The organism is Halomonas sp. BC04 (genome assembly GCF_000568385.1).
Genome location: NZ_AZQX01000069.1, coordinates 1 through 17,114, shown reverse-complemented (window position 1 = coordinate 17,114; position 17,114 = coordinate 1). Strand labels below are relative to the sequence as shown.

12 protein-coding genes and 3 pseudogenes are annotated in these 17,114 nt (G+C 62.1%); 10 read left to right on the top strand and 5 right to left on the bottom strand.

Annotated elements, in window-relative coordinates:
* Positions 1–4: 4 nt before the first annotated feature.
* Positions 5–1,105: a hybrid-cluster NAD(P)-dependent oxidoreductase gene (locus tag Q427_RS05245; RefSeq protein ID WP_081785831.1), complete on the top strand. Its 1,101-nt coding sequence runs from the start codon at positions 5–7 to the stop codon at positions 1,103–1,105.
* A gap of 116 nt (positions 1,106–1,221) precedes the next feature.
* Here the strand turns inward: Q427_RS05245 and Q427_RS05240 are convergent.
* Positions 1,222–2,909: pseudogene (locus tag Q427_RS05240) on the bottom strand (BCCT family transporter).
* 355 nt (positions 2,910–3,264) lie between these two features.
* Between Q427_RS05240 and Q427_RS05235 the strand changes: the two are divergent.
* Both Q427_RS05235 and Q427_RS05230 read left to right on the top strand, forming a co-directional pair.
* Positions 3,265–4,854 carry a peptide chain release factor 3 gene (locus Q427_RS05235; RefSeq protein ID WP_043511679.1) on the top strand — a complete coding sequence of 530 codons (1,590 nt, stop codon included), beginning with the start codon at positions 3,265–3,267 and terminating at the stop codon, positions 4,852–4,854.
* 20 nt (positions 4,855–4,874) lie between these two features.
* Positions 4,875–5,640: pseudogene (locus tag Q427_RS05230) on the top strand (TatD family hydrolase).
* Between the two features lie 21 nt (positions 5,641–5,661).
* Here the strand turns inward: Q427_RS05230 and ygfZ are convergent.
* Positions 5,662–6,690 (bottom strand): CAF17-like 4Fe-4S cluster assembly/insertion protein YgfZ, encoded by a 1,029-nt coding sequence (gene ygfZ / locus Q427_RS05225; RefSeq protein ID WP_081785830.1) that lies wholly within the window; start codon positions 6,688–6,690, stop codon positions 5,662–5,664.
* 163 nt (positions 6,691–6,853) lie between these two features.
* Between ygfZ and Q427_RS05220 the strand changes: the two genes are divergently transcribed.
* From Q427_RS05220 to nei, 4 genes are all read left to right on the top strand, one after another.
* On the top strand, positions 6,854–7,051 hold the full coding sequence (locus Q427_RS05220) for a hypothetical protein (RefSeq protein ID WP_043511674.1): 198 nt from the start codon (positions 6,854–6,856) through the stop codon (positions 7,049–7,051).
* 18 nt (positions 7,052–7,069) lie between these two features.
* Entirely contained in the window at positions 7,070–7,492 is a 423-nt protein-coding gene (locus Q427_RS05215; protein WP_043511672.1) for an OsmC family protein, read from the top strand.
* Positions 7,493–7,559: 67 nt separating this feature from the next.
* Positions 7,560–9,581, top strand: a complete 2,022-nt coding sequence (gene uvrB / locus Q427_RS05210) for an excinuclease ABC subunit UvrB (RefSeq protein ID WP_043511670.1) — start codon at positions 7,560–7,562, stop codon at positions 9,579–9,581.
* 105 nt (positions 9,582–9,686) lie between these two features.
* Positions 9,687–10,508 carry an endonuclease VIII gene (gene nei, locus Q427_RS05205; protein ID WP_043511668.1) on the top strand — a complete coding sequence of 274 codons (822 nt, stop codon included), beginning with the start codon at positions 9,687–9,689 and terminating at the stop codon, positions 10,506–10,508.
* 96 nt (positions 10,509–10,604) lie between these two features.
* Here nei and Q427_RS33350 read toward each other — a convergent pair whose 3' ends face one another.
* On the bottom strand, positions 10,605–11,333 hold the full coding sequence (locus Q427_RS33350) for a thiamine pyrophosphate-dependent enzyme (protein ID WP_231613426.1): 729 nt from the start codon (positions 11,331–11,333) through the stop codon (positions 10,605–10,607).
* 62 nt (positions 11,334–11,395) lie between these two features.
* Complete coding sequence (locus Q427_RS33345; protein WP_231613425.1) at positions 11,396–12,391, bottom strand: thiamine pyrophosphate-binding protein; 996 nt, start codon at positions 12,389–12,391, stop codon at positions 11,396–11,398.
* A 279-nt stretch (positions 12,392–12,670) separates the two neighbouring features.
* Between Q427_RS33345 and Q427_RS05195 the strand changes: the two genes are divergently transcribed.
* From Q427_RS05195 to Q427_RS05185, 3 genes are all read left to right on the top strand, one after another.
* Positions 12,671–14,176 (top strand): fumarate hydratase, encoded by a 1,506-nt coding sequence (locus Q427_RS05195; protein WP_043511665.1) that lies wholly within the window; start codon positions 12,671–12,673, stop codon positions 14,174–14,176.
* Positions 14,177–14,473: 297 nt separating this feature from the next.
* Positions 14,474–15,892 (top strand): cardiolipin synthase, encoded by a 1,419-nt coding sequence (gene cls / locus Q427_RS05190; RefSeq protein WP_043511664.1) that lies wholly within the window; start codon positions 14,474–14,476, stop codon positions 15,890–15,892.
* 136 nt (positions 15,893–16,028) lie between these two features.
* Positions 16,029–16,946 (top strand): LysR substrate-binding domain-containing protein, encoded by a 918-nt coding sequence (locus tag Q427_RS05185; RefSeq protein ID WP_043511661.1) that lies wholly within the window; start codon positions 16,029–16,031, stop codon positions 16,944–16,946.
* Here Q427_RS05185 and Q427_RS33340 read toward each other — a convergent pair.
* A pseudogene (locus tag Q427_RS33340) lies at positions 16,943–17,114 on the bottom strand (bifunctional nicotinamide-nucleotide adenylyltransferase/Nudix hydroxylase); the annotation flags it as partial. The gene Q427_RS05185 and the pseudogene Q427_RS33340 overlap by 4 nt on opposite strands.

Below are 17,114 nucleotides of genomic sequence, written 5' to 3'. Positions count from 1 at the left end.
GACAATGAACTTCCTCAATCCTGTCACTACCCAGACATGGACCAACGGCCGCCACATGGTGCGCTGCGTCAAGGTGATTCAGGAGACCTGGGATGTGCGCACCTTCTGCTTCATGGCAGAGCAGCCGGTGCTGTTCTTCTTCAAGCCTGGGCAGTTCGTGACTCTGGAGCTGGAGATCGATGGAGAGCCGATCATGCGCTCCTACACCATCTCCAGTTCGCCATCGGTACCCTACAGCTTTTCGATCACGGTGAAGCGGATTCCCGGCGGCAAGGTTTCCAACTGGCTACACGATAATCTCAAGATCAACGACGAGCTTGCCGTGCACGGGCCGGTGGGGAATTTCAATGTCATCGATCATCCGGCAGAGAAGGTGCTGATGCTGTCCGGGGGTGTCGGCATCACGCCACTGATGTCCATGGCCCGCTGGTTCTTCGATACCAACGCCATGGTCGATGTGGAGTTCGTGCACAGTGCCCGAACGCCCCGGGACATCATCTTCCACCGTGAGCTGGAGCACATCTTCTCGCGCATTCCCGAGTTCAAGCTGCATATCGTCTGCGAGAGGAGTGACGAACTGGGCGATGCTTGGTCCGGCTTCCGTGGCTACCTCAGCCAAGCGATGCTGGAGCTGATAGCTCCCGACTTCATGGATCGCGAGATATTCTGCTGCGGTCCCACGTCTTACATGAACGCCGTCAAGCACCTGTTACTCAAGAACGGCTTCGACATGACTCGCTATCACGAGGAGTCCTTCGGGGCCACGCCGGTCGATGTACAGGAAGAGGTGCTCGAGCATGTCGAGCAGGCCGAGGCGCAGGCCGAGGAGTTCGATGTCGCCGACATGCTTAGTGTGGAGTTCAGCGCTTCCGGCAAGAGCGTGCGTATCCAGCCTGGCGAGACGGTGCATTCCGCTGCCGCCAAGCTCGGGCTGCACATCCCCAAGGCCTGCGGCATGGGCATCTGTGGCACCTGTCGAGTGCCGCTGGCTTCCGGCGAGGTGGACATGGAGCACAACGGTGGCATCACCGACGAGGATGTCGCCGAAGGCTACATTCTTTCATGCTGCAGCACGCCCAAGGGTAATGTGGTCGTCGATTTCTAGCCGGCCAGTCATTTCCCGGAGCGTTACCATGGAACAGAGAAGCGCCCCGCATGCGGGGCGCTTCGCGTTGAGGCTATCTGTTTCAGGGAGGCCCTGGGTCTCCCAGTGTCGACAGGTCAGCCGGGGTTTGGCACGAGAACTGGCCTCCCACGGGGCTCGCTCATCAGTCCCTTGACGATGGAGTAGCAGCCCACCAGCAGCACCAGGGTGAAGGGCAGGCCGGTGGAGACCGCCATGGCCTGCAGTGCCGCGAGACCACCGCCGAGCAGCAGGGCAATGGCGATCAAGCCTCAACCGTGGCCCAGAAGACGCGCTGGGGCTTGGGGGCGTCGACTTTTCCGCCGGCGGTGATGGTGTCGATGACCAGGGAGCCGGAGTCCGACGAGGTGATGAAGAACACCACCACCAGCACGATGCCGATGAAGGAGGTGATGGCTGCCAGGGGCAGCTCGGCCAGCATCACGAACAGTTGCAGCTCGAGTGCCGCGTTCTGGACGCCTTCGAATCCCGATGCCAGCTGGTGGATGCCGGTACCACCGAAGGCGGACATCCACAGTACCGAGACCAATGACGGCACCAGCAGCACGGCGATGAGGAACTCGCGTACCGTGCGGCCGCGGCTGATCCGGGCGATGAACATGCCGACGAACGGTGACCAGGAGATCCACCAGGCCCAGTAGAAGGCGGTCCAGCCCTGGCTGAAGTTGGCATCCTCACGACCGAACGGGTTGGAGAGAGCCGGCAGGTAGGTGGCATAGGCGAGCAGGCTGTCGAAGAATCCCGTCAGGATGACCAGCGTGGGGCCGACAACGATGACGAAGGTGAGCAGCAGGAAGGCGAGCACCATGTTGAGCTGGGACAGTCGTTTCACCCCCTTGTCCACGCCGGCAATGATGGAGAGGATGGCGATAAACGTGATACCGACGATCAGCAGCATCATCGTCAAGTTACCGTCCGGGATGCCGAACAGGTGACTGAGTCCGGCGGCGGCCTGTGACGCGCCGAGGCCCAGTGAGGTTGCCAGGCCGAAAAGGGTGGCAAATACCGCCAGGATATCGATGACATGCCCCGGCCAGCCCCAGATGCGCTCACCCAGTATCGGGTAGAAGATCGAGCGCATGGTCAACGGCAACCCCTTGTTGTAGGCAAAGATGGCCAGTGCCAATGCCACGATGGCATAGATCGCCCAGGGGTGGAGGCCCCAGTGAAAGATGGTGGCCGCCATGCTCAGGCGAGCCGACTCCTGTGCGTTGCCGGCAGCCGCTCCCAGTGGCGCCCAGTCGGTGCGAACGCCATTCTCCATGGCGGTACCACCCATGGCGCTGGAAAAGTGCGACATGGGTTCCGAGACGCCATAGAACATCAGGCCGATGCCCATGCCCGCGGCGAACAGCATGGAGAACCAGGAGAGATAGGAAAAGTCGGGCCTGGCATCGAGGCCGCCGATTCGCACCTTGCCCAGCGGCGAGACCACCAGTGCCAGGCACAGCACCACGAAGACATTGGCCGAGAACAGGAAGAACCAGGACAGGTGACCGGTCAGCCAGTTGCGCAGTCCCGTGAACAGGGGCTCCACTTCGCTCTGCAGGGCGAGGGTGAGGAGTACGAACAACAGGGTAACCAGCGCAGAAATGCCGAACACCTTGCCGTGGATATCGAGGTCGATCTTGAAGTGACCGGTGAGATTGTCCTGACCGATCACGTAATCAGTTTCGATCAGGTCGCTTGGGCCTTCAGGGGGCGGCACTCCCTCGGCGCCGGCTCTCGGCTTGCCGGGCAGGGAGCCGTCTGTCGGTGTGTTCATCAAGGTTTTCTCCCGCTTGTTATTGTTCTCGCCTGGCGAGCGTAGCCAGCGTGGTGTCGCCAACAGGGCGCACGCAAGGCGAGGGTCTGGTGGGTGTGGGTGGCAGGGGGCGTAGTGGTGAAGCCCTCCAGGCCGTGACGTCGTGACAGGTCGATACGGTGCTGTCCGGGCGTCACGCTGCAATGTACTCCGGTGGGGGGCGCGCGCATGCCTGACGGCGACGCCTGCAAGGTGCCCATGCGACTTGCCTCTTTCTCCCTACACCGCCCTACAACTGCTGCCGCCAAAGCCGTAGAATGCGTGCCATTCCATTCACGCACCGTCAGCCGGTGCCATGACGGCGAATTCGAATCTGATGTCAGAAGCCACTCTGGCCCGGGAAGTCGGGCTGCGCAGGACCTTTGCAATCATCTCGCACCCCGATGCGGGCAAGACCACCATCACCGAGAAGATGCTGCTGTTCGGCAACGCCATCCAGCTCGCCGGCTCGGTGAAGAGCAAGCGTAACGATCGCCACGCCACTTCCGACTGGATGAAGATGGAGCAGGAGCGTGGCATCTCGGTGACCACGTCGGTGATGCAGTTCCCCTACGGTGGGCGCATCGTCAACCTGCTCGATACGCCTGGCCACGAGGATTTCTCCGAGGATACCTACCGTACCCTGACGGCGGTGGACTCGGCGCTGATGGTGATCGATGGAGCCAAGGGCGTCGAGGCGCGGACCATCAAGCTGATGGAGGTGTGTCGCCTGCGGACCACGCCGATCCTCACCTTCGTCAACAAGATGGACCGGGAGACCCGTGATCCGGTCGAGGTGATGGACGAGGTCGAGGAGGTGCTCGATATCCAGTGTGCGCCCATGACCTGGCCCATCGGCATGGGACGCAACTTCAAGGGCGTCTACCACCTCTACAACGATGTGATCCATCTCTATACCCAGGGGCAGGGTAGCCGGATCCCCGAGGACAGGCGCATCGAAGGGCTGGACAATCCTGAGGTGGAGGCGGTGCTCGGTGAGGACCTGGCCGAGGAACTGCGCATGGAGGTGGAGCTGGTGCGCGGGGCGTCCCACGAGTTCGACCATGCCGCCTACCTGCGGGGTGAGCTGACCCCGGTCTATTTCGGCACCGCCATGGGCAACTTCGGCGTGCGCGAGATGATGGATGGCTTTGTCGAGTATGCGCCGCCGCCCCAGCCACGGGAGACCGATACCCGTAGCGTGGAGGCGGCCGACCCGAGATTCACCGGCTTCGTGTTCAAGATCCAGGCCAACATGGATCCCAATCACCGTGACCGCATCGCCTTTCTGCGGGTCTGCTCGGGCAAGTACGAGAAGAACATGAAGATGCGTCACGTGCGCATCAAGAAGGACGTGAAGATCGCCGATGCGCTGACCTTCATGGCCTCGGATCGCACTCAGGTGGAGGAGGCCTGGCCCGGCGACATCATCGGGCTTCACAACCACGGCACCATCCAGATCGGCGATACCTTCACCGTGGGCGAGGACATGCGCTTCACCGGCATTCCCCACTTCGCACCCGAGCTGTTCAAGCGGGTCCAGCTGAAGGATCCGCTCAAGCTGAAAGCCTTGCAGAAGGGCTTGCAGCAGCTCTCCGAGGAGGGAGCCACCCAGCTGTTCCAGCCGCTGGACAACAACGATCTGATCCTCGGTGCCGTGGGTACCCTGCAGTTCGACGTGGTGGCCCATCGTCTCAAGGAGGAGTACAAGGTCGACTGCATCTATCAGCCGGTGAATGTGCAGACCGCCCGCTGGGTCTACTGCGACGATGCCAAGATGCTCGACGAGTTCAAGCGCAAGGCGAGTGCCAACCTGGCGATAGATGGTGGCGGCTACCTGACCTACATTGCCCCTACGCGGGTCAACCTGCAGATGACCCAGGAGCGCTGGCCCGATATTCGTTTTGCGGCCACCAGAGAACACTAGGTTAGCCGAGGAGGCGAGAATTGCTCATCGACGCCCATTGTCATCTCGATTTTCCCGAATTCGACGACGATCGTGACGCCATGTTCGAGCGGGCCAGGGCGGCCGGGTGGAGCACTTCATGGTGCCTGGCACCACCCGGGAGCGCTGGCCTGGTGTTCTGGCACTGGGCGAGAACAGAGACGACGTCAGTATCAGCCTGGGCCTGCATCCCTATTTCATGGACGAGCACCGGGAGGGGGATGCCGAGGCGCTGGCCAATGCACTCGATTCGCACCCAGAGGTGAGGGCGCTGGGCGAGTGCGGCATCGATGCCCGTTTCGAGGAGAGCCTGGACGCCCAGTGGACGCTGTTCAATGCCCAGCTTCGCCTGGCCAAGTCTCGCCAGCTGCCGGTGGTGATCCACTGCGTGCAAGCCAATGACAAGGTTTCCCAGCGTCTTCGTCAGCTCGATCTGCCGGCGGGCGGTTGATTCATGCCTTTGCCGGTTCACCGGATCAGGCCTGGAAATTCCTCGACCTCGGCTTCGTGGTCGGTCTGGGTGGCGCCGTCACCTATGAGCGTGCCCAGCGGCTGTGGCGGGCGGTGAAGAGCCTGCCCCGGGACGGCTTCGTGCTGGAGACGGACAGCCCCGACATGCCGCTGTGTGGCCACCAGGGGGAGCGCAACGAGCCCGCCCGGATTGCCCAGGTCTGTGAGATGGTGGCTGAGCTGCGCGGCGAGTCATACGACGCGGTAGCCGCACAGAGCACGGCCACCGCGAAGCGTGTCTTCGGTCTCCCGGCGTGACGTCCTGGCTGGTGTTTTTCTCTAGGCCAGGGTTTCCGGATCCAGCCGCTCGATCGCATAGGGCAGCTTCAGTAACTTGACCGGCTGCCCGTTAACGCTCAGCGGTCCGATCTCCTCCCTGGTACTGGTTACCGCGAGGATCTCGGGCTGACCGTAGGCGTCCATTTCGGCGGCCAGCACCTCGCCCTGGGACTTGCCGTTGGCATCGAGCAGGGGAGTGCCGAGCTCCGGGAGGCTGGCTCCCTCCAGTTGAGCCCTTGCCAGCCGCTTCTTCACCTGGCCGCGGAAGTGGGCTCGTGCCACCACCTCCTGTCCGGTATAGCACCCCTTTTTGAAGCTGATCCCGCCCAGGGCCTCCCAGTTGATCATCTGGGGTAGCAGTGCGTCCTCATGGTGCGGGGTGAGCCAGGCGAGCCCGGCCTGGATGTCGTGGAGACACCAGACGGCATTGTCGACCAGGGGGGCTTGCGGGGTCAGGCGAGGGACAATCTCCAGCGCCGCATCGACGGATAGGCAAGCCAGCAGCCGTGGCTGGGGCCCGGGATGAGTGAGTAACTGGACGCTCTGGTCGCCGGCCTGGCGCCAGACGGCTGGCGGCACCAGGTCGAAACGCACCTCCGCCAGGGCCTTGGCCTCCTTGCCGATCAGGCCGATCAGGGCAAGGTCGTCGCGTACCCTGAGCTCCGACTTGTAGAAGGGGGCGAATTTCTTGAGGTGGTTTCGCAGCGTTTCGATCAAGCCGCGATGCAGTATGAGGCGATAGTGGTCGGGGGCGATTTGCAGCAGCTGGGCATTGGCCAGCATGCGTCCCTTGGCGGTGCAGAAGCAGGTCAAGGGAGCGAAGTCTCCGTTGGCAAGGTCTACCTGGGCGCTGGTCTGGCCCTGGAGGAACTTGCCGGCGCCCGAGCCGATGACATCGAGCACGCCCAGATGGACGAGGGGGGTGACAACGGTAGCATCCAATGCCTGTCGGGCCGGGTCTGGGGTGTCGAATTCGACCCGGTCCTCACTCTTGCGCCGCCCCTCCAGGGCGGTAATCCAATCGCTCATTGCCGGTGGCTCCAGGTGCATCAGGTCGGGAAGAGATGGGTTGTCATGCATAGGGTATGTGGGCAATGGCAGGAAATTGCAACCGGCTGTGGAGCGGTGGGTTGCATGGTAAACTCGTTATTTCGTTATATCCGCCATCCCACCGTTGGGTCAGGAGGTAGCTATGGCACATCAGTCGCTGAGCTTTCGCGGCGTGGAGAACACCGATCAGGTCAATCGAATTACCACGGCGCTGATGATGCTGGATGGCGTCGAGTCGGCCGAGGTCGGCCGCCATGGGGCCGATGTGCAGGGCCGGGTCTCCCACGAGGCGCTGGTCAAGGCCGTCCAGTCGCTCAAGCTACCCATCGAAGTCCAGTAATCCAGCCGAGGTCGTTTCATGAAGAAAACCATTGAAATCGTCAGTGAACGCAACAGCCTCCTGCGCCAGCGGGTCGAGCTGGATGGCTTCGAGGACATCTTCGTCGATGTCCCCAAGGCCTATGGTGGGGAGGGCGGTGCGCCGGATCCCCACGACTATTTTGACCTGTCGCTAGGCGCCTGCAAGGCGATCACCGCCCAGATGTACGCCAAGCGCAAGAAGTGGCCGCTGGAGGGTGTCAGCGTCACGGTCAATCGGGACGATAGCGAGGAACCGAAGGGGACCTATCGACTCGAAGTGGTGATGACATTCCATGGCATCGACGATCCGGAACAGCGCGCACGGTTGGAAGAGATCAGCCACAAGTGCCCGATCCATCGCCTGATAACCAGCTCGACGGTGGAAGTCACGACGCGTACTGCCGATACCGCCGGGGCGTGAGCCTGCGGTAGATCGTCATCGTCCTACCCAGGCGCCGTTTCGGCGCCTGATGCATTCCGGAGCCGGCATGAGCAAGCCCTTTCGCCTTCAGTCGAATTTCCAGCCGGCCGGCGACCAGCCGGCGGCCATCGAGAGCCTGATCAGCGGGCTGGAGTCGGGCCTGACTCACCAGACGCTGCTGGGGGTGACTGGATCGGGGAAGACCTTCACCATGGCCAACGTGGTGGAGCGGCTGCAGCGCCCGACCATCGTCATGGCCCCCAACAAGACCCTGGCGGCCCAACTCTATGGCGAGTTCAAGTCGTTCTTTCCCGACAATGCCATCGAGTACTTCGTCTCCTATTACGACTACTACCAGCCCGAGGCCTACGTTCCGTCGTCGGACACCTTCATCGAGAAGGACGCCTCGATCAACGAGCATATCGAGCAGATGCGGCTGTCGGCGACCAAGGCACTGCTCGAGCGTCGCGATGCCCTGATCGTGGTCTCGGTCTCGGCCATATACGGCCTGGGCGACCCGGAACAGTACCTGAAGATGCGTTTGCATTTCACTCGGGGCGAGCTGATCCACCAGCGCGATTTCCTGCGCCGACTGGCCGAGTTGCAGTACACCCGCAACGACATGGATTTCCGCCGGGGTACCTATCGCGTGCGTGGCGATGTGATCGATATCTACCCGGCCGACTCCGACGAGGAGGCGGTGCGCGTGGAGCTGTTCGACGACGAGATCGACACCATCAGCCTGTTCGACCCGCTGACCGGCGAGGTGCGCGGTAAGGTCCCACGCATGACCATCTATCCCAAGAGCCACTACGTGACGCCGCGAGAGACCATCGTGGCAGCGGCGGATCGCATCAAGAGCGAACTGGTCGAGCGGCTGGAGTGGCTGCGCAAGCATGACAAGCTGGTGGAGGCGCAGCGGCTGGAGCAGCGCACCCTCTACGACCTCGAGATGATGAACGAGCTCGGCTACTGCAATGGCATCGAGAACTACTCGCGGTACCTGTCGGGACGTGCGCCGGGCGAGCCGCCGCCCACTTTCTTCGACTACCTGCCTGCGGACGCACTGCTCTTCATCGACGAGTCCCACGTCAGCGTTCCCCAGGTGGGCGGCATGTACAAGGGCGACCGTTCCCGCAAGGAGACGCTGGTGGAGTATGGCTTCCGCCTGCCGTCGGCGCTGGACAACCGCCCCATGAAATTCGAGGAGTGGGAGCGTATCTCGCCACAGACCATCTTCGTCTCGGCCACTCCGGGGCCCTACGAAGCGGCGCATGCCGGACAGCTCGTGGAGCAGGTAGTGCGACCCACCGGACTGCTCGACCCGGAGCTCGAGGTTCGCCCGGCGACGACCCAGGTGGATGACCTGCTCTCCGAGATAGGGTTGCGCACCGATGTTGGTGAACGGGTGCTGGTGACTACGCTGACCAAGCGCATGGCGGAAGACCTCACGGAGTATCTTGACGAACACGGCGTGCGCGTGCGCTACCTGCACTCCGATATCGACACCGTGGAGCGGGTCGAGATCATCCGCGACCTGCGGCTGGGCAAGTTCGATGTGCTGGTCGGCATCAACCTGCTGCGCGAGGGGCTGGATATTCCGGAAGTCTCGCTGGTGGCGATACTCGACGCCGACAAGGAAGGATTCCTGCGCAACGAACGTTCGCTGATCCAGACGATCGGCCGAGCGGCGCGAAATGCTCATGGTAAGGCCATTCTTTATGGCGACCGGGTCACTGACTCGATGCGCCGAGCCATTGAGGAAACCGAGCGACGCAGGTCCAAGCAGATGGAACACAACGCGGCCCACGGCATCACCCCCACCACGATAACGCGCTCGGTGGCCGACATCATGGAAACCTCACAGACTCCGGGCAAGAAGGGCGGTCGCAGGCGCGGCGAACGCCAGGTGGCCGAAGGGGCGGCGATCTACGACCTTAACGATTTGTCGCCAAAAGACGTGATCAAGGAGATCTCCCGTACGGAGGATGCCATGTTCGAGGCGGCCCAGAACCTGGAGTTCGAGGAGGCGGCGCGCATGCGTGATCGGCTGCATGAGCTAAAGGAACGGCAGTTGGCGCTGGGTTAACGTTGTTCGCTCAAGGCTGTCTTGGCGACAGGCAACCCTCTCCGCGACTTGCCCCCGATGCCTCTCGCTACCGTGTGCAAGGTGAGTTATCACTGGAGGGTTGCAATGCCAGAAGGACCGGAGATTCGTCGCGCCGCGGATCGCCTGCACGAGCAGCTTGCCGGTAGGCAGCTGGAATCGGCCTGGTTCGCTTTTCCCGAATTGGCCAGCGAAGTCGATTCACTGGTTGGCCGTCGGGTCACGGCGGTCGACAGCTGGGGCAAGGCGCTGCTGATCCGTTTCGAGCATGGTCTTGTTCTTTACTCCCATAATCAACTCTACGGGGTATGGAAGCTCCATGACGAAGAGCGGGAGCCGGACACCAAGCGCTCGTTGCGCGTGCGGTTGACGGCAGAAGGGCGCTCGGCCAGCCTCTATAGCGCATCGGATGTGTCGCTGTGGGAGGCGGGGCGGCTGGGTGACCACCCCTTTCTTTCGCGACTGGGGCCGGACCTGCTCACCCATGGTGTGTCCCGGGGCCAGGTAGTCACTCGCCTACTGGATTCGGCCTTTCACCGGCGAGGCTTGGGCGGGCTGCTGCTGGACCAGGCGTTTCTTGCCGGTATCGGCAACTACCTTCGTTCGGAAATCCTGTTCTTCGCCGGGCTTTCCTATACGGCTCGCCCCAGGGAACTGACGGACGAAGCGATGGAGAGGCTGGCGCAAGCCATACTCAGGGTCACGCACCAGGCCTATGTTCAGGCTGGTGTGACCAATCGCGGCGAATGGGCAACCTTGGCCCGGCGACGAGGCGAGAGCCCGCGGTTGAGCCGCTTTGCCGTCTTCGAGCGCAGCGGGCTGCCTTGTCATGCCTGTGGTTCGATCATTGAAAGAGTGACGGTGGCTTCCCGGCGGCTCTATCGCTGCCCTGCTTGTCAGTCGCACTGAGTTTATACCGTTATCTATGCAGGGGCCAAGCGTTCTTTCCAGCATTCCTTGAGTGCGGGCGGGGAGAGCACCTCGGATATAGCCTGAATGGATTCCCTAGTGCTTGCGCTTGAACAGCGAACGCCCCATCTGCTTCGCGGACAGTTTCGCGCTATGGACACCAGAAGAGTCACCCTTGACGATGGAGGCCAGGTAGCTCTTTGCCTGATCGAATTCGATATGCGGTGGCAGTGGGGCGATGTCCGGGTCGGTGTAGGCATTGATCACCACCGGGCGGTCCGCCGCCATCGCCTCGTCCCAGATACGATCGACATCGTCCTCATGCTCCATGCGCAGGCCCTTGAACCCAAGCAGTTCCGCATACTGGTCGTAGTGGAACTCCGGCAGGTCCTGTGAGGTGTCGAACTTGGGGTCGCCCTCCATGACGCGCTGCTCCCAGGTGACCTGGCTGAGGTCATGGTTGTTGAGGACCAGGATGATGCAGCGGGGGTCTTTCCATTCGCGCCAGTATTTGGCCAGGGTGATCAGGGCGTTGTTGCCCAGCATCTGCATGGCACCGTCGCCGACCAGGGCGACGGCGGGGCGCTCGGGATGAGCGAACTTGGCGGCGAGAAGATAGGGCACGGCGTTGCCCATGGAGGCCAGTCCACCCGAGACGGAGCCGAGCATGCCGTGGCGGATCTTCAGGTGGCGCGCGTACCAGTTGGTTGCCGAACCCACGTCGCAGGCAAGCATGACGTCGCCAGGCAGCCGTGGCGACAGGCTCTGGAATACACGCTGCGGGTTGATCGGCGAAGCATCAGTGGCGGCACGAGCCTCAGTCACCTCCCACCACTCATCGACCCACCCCTGCACCTGCTTGCGCCATTTGCGGTTGCGTTTGGGCTTCAGCCGCTCGGCCAGGGCTGAGAGCGTGGGGGCCGCATCCCCATGCAGGTTGACCTCGGTTGGATAGCGAACCCCCAGGGCTTCGGGTACGACGTCGACCTGGATGGCGCGCGCTGCCCCGGTTCGGGCAGGAATTCCACGTAGGGGAAGCGCGTTCCCACGAGCAGCAGGGTGTCACACGCCTTCATCATCTTGTCGCTGGCCTCAGTGCCCAGCAGGCCGATGGACCCGGTCACCCGCGGCAGGTCATCGGCTATCATGGTCTTGGCGAGAATCGCCTTGGCAATGCCTGCCCCGGTCAGTTCGGCAACCTGGAGCAGTTCGTCGACCGCATGCTTGACCCCCGCGCCAGCCAGGATGGCGACTCGCTTGCCCTGGTTGATGATCTCGGCCGCTGCGTCAAGGTCGGCCGCTTCCGGTACCACGCAGGGGAAACGGTAACCGACGCCGGAGAATACCGCGCCGTGCTCCATGGGGGGATCCTCCATGGGTAGATCCTGCACGTCGTTGGGCAGGATCACACAGGTCACGGTACGACGGGAGATCGCGATTCGCAGGGCCTGGTCGATGACATGGCGAGCCTGGGAAGGGGCCGTGACCATCTGCACGTACTCACTGGCCACATCCTTGAACAGGGAGATGAGATCGAGTTCCTGCTGGTAATCGGTGCCCAGGCTGATGCGGGCCTGCTGTCCGACAATGGCCACGGCTGGCATGTGGTCCTTTCTCGCGTCGTACAGGCCATTGAGCAGGTGGGTGGCGCCGGGCCCGGATGTGGCAACACAGACGCCGACCTGGTCGCTGAACTTGGCGTGGCCGCAGGCCATGAAGGCGGCGACCTCTTCATGGCGGGGCTGGATCAGGCGAGGGGAGCCCTTGGCGCGTCGCAGTGCGGACATGACGCCATTGATACCATCGCCGGAATAGCCGTATAGACGTTCTACTCCCCATTGCTGAAGGCGGGACACGATGAAATCGCAGACAGTGACGGGCATGATCACCTCCTTGATCCGGACGCACCCCTTCCTGGGTGCGATGCATAGATACTACGCAAGCCTAGAAGCGAGAGTCAGGGCAGGCAAGGCGAGGTGGAGGTTGCAATGGACATCTTTATACCGTTATCTATTTCGCAGAACAACGTTATACCTTGGCGGCACATACCCTGTCAGCAAGAAGGGTATAGGGTATAATCCGTCACCGCTTGAGACTGCCGTGGCTTCAGTTTTGTCCATGCCATGGCAGGCATCCCGATAATGCCCAGGAGCCCCTTGCTCATGACTGTGATCCGCCAGGATGACCTGATCCAGAGCGTCGCCGATGCCCTGCAATACATCTCCTATTACCATCCCAAGGACTTCATCGACGCCATGGCCGCTGCCTATGAGCGTGAGGAGAATCCTGCCGCCAAGGATGCCATCGCGCAGATACTGATCAACTCGCGGATGTGTGCCACCGGCCATCGCCCCATCTGCCAGGATACCGGGATAGTGACGGTCTTCGTACATGTCGGCATGAACGTCCGCTGGGAGGCCGACATGAGCCTCGATGACATGATCAACGAAGGGGTGCGTAGAGCCTACCAACTGCCCGATAACGTGCTTCGCGCCTCGGTGCTGGCCGATCCGGACGGCGCACGCAAGAATACCGGCGACAATACGCCGGCCATCATCCATCACAAGATCGTGCCTGGCGACAGCGTCGATGTGCATGTGGCGGCAAAAGGGGGGGGCAGCGAGGCCAAGTCCAAGTTCGCCATGCTCAACCCGTCCGACAGCGTGGTCGATTGGGTCATGGAGCAGCTGCCCAAGATGGGTGCCGGCTGGTGCCCGCCCGGCATGCTGGGCATCGGCATCGGCGGTACCGCCGAGAAGGCCATGGAGATCGCCAAGGAGGCACTGCTCGACCCCATCGATATCCAGGAGCTGCAGGCTCGCGGGCCGTCCAATCGGGCCGAGGAGCTACGTCTCGAACTGTTCGACAAGGTCAACAAGAGCGGTATCGGTGCCCAGGGGCTCGGGGGACTCACCACCGTGCTCGATATCAAGGTGAAGGATTTCCCGACCCATGCGGCCAACAAGCCGGTGGCGATCATTCCCAACTGCGCGGCGACCCGACATGCGCATTTCACCCTCGACGGCTCTGGACCGGCGGCACTGCCGGTGCCGAAACTCGAGGACTGGCCGGAAATCACTCGTGAAGCCGGCGACAACGTCAAGCGCGTCAACCTCGATACCGTGACCCCGGAAGAGGTGCTCACCTGGCAACCCGGCGACACCCTGTTGCTCAACGGCAAGCTGCTCACCGGCCGCGATGCCGCCCATAAGCGCATGGTCGAAATGCTGGCCAAGGGAGAAAGCCTGCCCGTCGACCTGAAGGGCCGCTTTATCTATTACGTGGGCCCGGTGGATCCGGTCCGTGACGAAGTCGTCGGACCGGCGGGGCCGACCACTGCGACACGCATGGACAAGTTCACCCGCACCATGCTGGAAGAGACCGGCCTGCTGGGCATGGTCGGCAAGGCTGAGCGCGGCCCGGCGGCCATCGACGCCATCCGCGACAACAAGGCCGTCTACCTGATGGCCGTAGGTGGCTCCGCCTACCTGGTGGCGCAGGCCATCAAGAAATCCCGTGTCGTGGGCTTCCAGGACCTGGGCATGGAAGCGATCTACGAGTTCGAAGTGGAAGACATGCCGGTTACCGTGGCCGTCGACAGCCAGGGCACCTCGGTCCACCAGACCGGTCCGGCCAAGTGGAAGGAGATCATCGCCGAGCGCGCCTGAGCCGGGCTATCGCTTCTGGCGGTGACGCTCGAGGCTGATCCGGCGACAGGTCTACGAGGGGGCGCTGTAAACCCATCCCTGGGCGCTACCGATGCCCTGCTGCGCTTGCAGGGCCGGTGCTGGCCAGCCCGTTCGGAGCAGTGCTCCTCACCCATGGCATCGGCCTCCCTCTGGGACCCGTCCCCGGCGCCTCTCGCTATGAGCCGTTGTGACTATGCGACCTCGCGGCCCCGCTAACTGGCGGGGCCGCTGTCGTTTGAAGTATGCTGTAGCACGCTGTTTTTTCAGGGAGAGATCATGGCATCCTGGCTCTTCGGCCTGGCAATATTTCTGGTGCACGTGCTGGGCTTCGTTTCGGCTGTCCTGGCCCTGCTTTCCAGTCGAACTTCCCAGGGGGCCGTTGCCTGGATCATCTCCCTGGTGACGATTCCCTATCTCGCCGTGCCGGCCTACTGGATCTTCGGGCGCCCCCGCTTCTACGGCTATGTGTCGGCTCGAGGGGAGCGCGACACTGTCCTGCGCCGGATTCTGGCCCGCTATCGGGAAAGGCTCGAACCCTTCCAGGCGGACGCCAGAGATCCCGACGTGCGTGCCGTGGAACAGCTGGCCATGATGCCGCTCACGAGCGGAAACCGTGCCGAACTGCTGATTGACGGGGATGCCACCTTCGCCAGTCTCTTTGCCGGTATCGATGCGGCGGAAGAGTACCTGCTGATCCAGTTTTTCATCGTTCGCCACGATGCACTAGGCATCAAGCTAAAGGAACACTTGCAGAAAGCGGCCGACCGCGGGGTTCGAGTCTACTTCCTGTTCGACGAGGTAGGCAGCCGGAATCTTTCGGAAGGCTATCTTCGCGATCTGAGCGAAGCCGGCGTCGAGGTCAGTGCCTTTCGCTCCTCTCGTGGTTTCAAGCATCGCTTTCAGCTCAACTTCCGCAACCACCGCAAGGTGCTGGTGGTGGATGGGCGAGAAGGGTGGCTTGGGGGCTTCAATGTCGGGGTGGAATACCTGGGCGAACACCCCCGCCACGGACCTTGGCGTGACACGCATCTCAAGCTGACCGGGCCCAGCGTGCTGGGGCTTCAGGAAGCCTTTTGGGAAGACTGGCACTGGGCCACTGGCACGGTGATCAATCTGACCTGGGAGCCCCAGATCAGCTGCGAGGAGTGTCAGAACGTCGTGATCGTGCCTTCCGGTCCGGCCGATCGTCAGGAAACCGCCAGCCTGCTGGTGCAGCACGCCATCCACAGCGCCAAAGAGCGACTCTGGGTGACCAGCCCCTACTTCGTGCCGGACCAGGGGGTTCAGGATGCCTTGCGCCTGGCCGCCATGCGCGACGTCGATGTGCGAATCATGATTCCCGAACATCCGGATCACCTGCTGATCTACCTCTCGGCCTTCTCGTTCTTGCCCGACATGGTGCGAGCCGGGGTCAAGGTCTACCGATATCAGCCCGGCTTCCTCCATCAGAAGGTGATTCTGATCGATGACAGTACAGCAGCCGTAGGCACGGTTAACCTGGATAACCGTTCGTTCCGGCTCAATTTCGAGATTACCGCCTTCATCCCTGACCGTCGTTTTGCAGCGCAGGTACGCCTGATGCTGGAAAAGGATTTTGCCAACTGTCGACGGATCAGCTACGACGAGCTGCAGAATCGCCCACTGTGGCGCAAGCTGATCTCACGTGCCGCCTATCTGACTTCGCCGATACAGTAAGCCTTGCGACGCCTTGGGTTCAGCCTGCGGCTGAGTTACATTAGGGCCTGCTTGAAATGCCGACTCTGTATGCCAAAGCTCCGCTCTCGGTAGCTTTCATCACATTCACTTGTCAACGCTGTCATCGGGAGCCACGGTGAACCTCGAGACCAAATGGCTGGAAGATTTCGTTGCCCTGGCCAGCACCCGTAGTTTTTCCGCCTCCGCTCGCCAGCGGCATGTCACCCAGCCGGCCTTCAGTCGCCGCATCCGTTCGTTGGAGCAGGCAGTCGGTGTCACCCTGGTTGATCGTTCCACTACGCCGATCAACCTGACCCCGGAAGGGCAGCTGTTCCTGGTGACGGCACGCAACCTCGTCGAGCAGCTCAACGAATGCCTGGGCCACCTGCGCGGTGTCTCCATGGCCCGCGAGGCACTGGATATCGTCGCCGCCCATTCGCTGGCCTTGAGCTTCTATCCCGAGTGGATCTCACGCCTGCAGGAAGGCCTGGGTGAGTTGCCGACGCGGCTGGTGGCCATGAACGTGGGGGAAGCGATTCATGTGCTGCGCGAAGGCAACTGTGACCTGATGCTTGCCTATCACGACCAGTATGCAACCATGCAGCTCGATGCGGAGGTGTTTCCCTCCTTCTCCATCGGTCAGGTCAATATGCTGCCGGTCAGTCTGGCGGACAAGCAGGGCAAGCCGCTCTTCAATCTCGAGAGCCAGGATCCAATCCCCTATCTCTCCTATACCCAGGGCGCCTTTCTCGGCCGCAGCGTGCGGATGTTACTGAAGAACGATCCCTTGCGCCTACGCCTGCGCACCATCTATGAAACGGCCATGGCCGAGGGGCTCAAGGGCATGGTGCTGCAGGGAGTCGGCCTGGCCTGGATACCCGATTTCTGTATTCGCGATGAGCTCAAGAGCGGTCGACTGGTGCGAGCGGGTGACGACAAATGGGACGTGCCGCTTGAGATACGCCTCTACCGCTGCTCGCTGGTTCACAAGCCGGGGGTGGAGAAACTGTGGCGGCAGATGATGAAGTTGCCGCGCGATTTCCTGCAGGCTTAAATTCCTCCGAAATCGGCCGGAAGCCCGAGAAAATTCTGGATGATGAAGAAGTGGTCTTCGAAGAGGCCGTCGGGCTCCAGCTCGGCAAGGGGGACCCAGCGGGCATGATCACCGCCCTTGACCGGCTTGAGCTGAGGCAACTGCTGATCGGGCCTGAGGCAAAGTAGA

Coding starts and splice junctions, on each gene's coding strand:
- ygfZ (WP_081785830.1), bottom strand. CDS start 6,690: ATGAGCGATTGGATTACCGCCCTGGAGGGGCGGCGCAAGAGTGAGGAC.
- Q427_RS05235 (WP_043511679.1), top strand. CDS start 3,265: ATGTCAGAAGCCACTCTGGCCCGGGAAGTCGGGCTGCGCAGGACCTTT.
- Q427_RS05215 (WP_043511672.1), top strand. CDS start 7,070: ATGAAGAAAACCATTGAAATCGTCAGTGAACGCAACAGCCTCCTGCGC.
- nei (WP_043511668.1), top strand. CDS start 9,687: ATGCCAGAAGGACCGGAGATTCGTCGCGCCGCGGATCGCCTGCACGAG.
- Q427_RS05245 (WP_081785831.1), top strand. CDS start 5: ATGAACTTCCTCAATCCTGTCACTACCCAGACATGGACCAACGGCCGC.
- Q427_RS05220 (WP_043511674.1), top strand. CDS start 6,854: ATGGCACATCAGTCGCTGAGCTTTCGCGGCGTGGAGAACACCGATCAG.
- Q427_RS33345 (WP_231613425.1), bottom strand. CDS start 12,391: ATGCCCGTCACTGTCTGCGATTTCATCGTGTCCCGCCTTCAGCAATGG.
- Q427_RS05195 (WP_043511665.1), top strand. CDS start 12,671: ATGACTGTGATCCGCCAGGATGACCTGATCCAGAGCGTCGCCGATGCC.
- cls (WP_043511664.1), top strand. CDS start 14,474: ATGGCATCCTGGCTCTTCGGCCTGGCAATATTTCTGGTGCACGTGCTG.
- uvrB (WP_043511670.1), top strand. CDS start 7,560: ATGAGCAAGCCCTTTCGCCTTCAGTCGAATTTCCAGCCGGCCGGCGAC.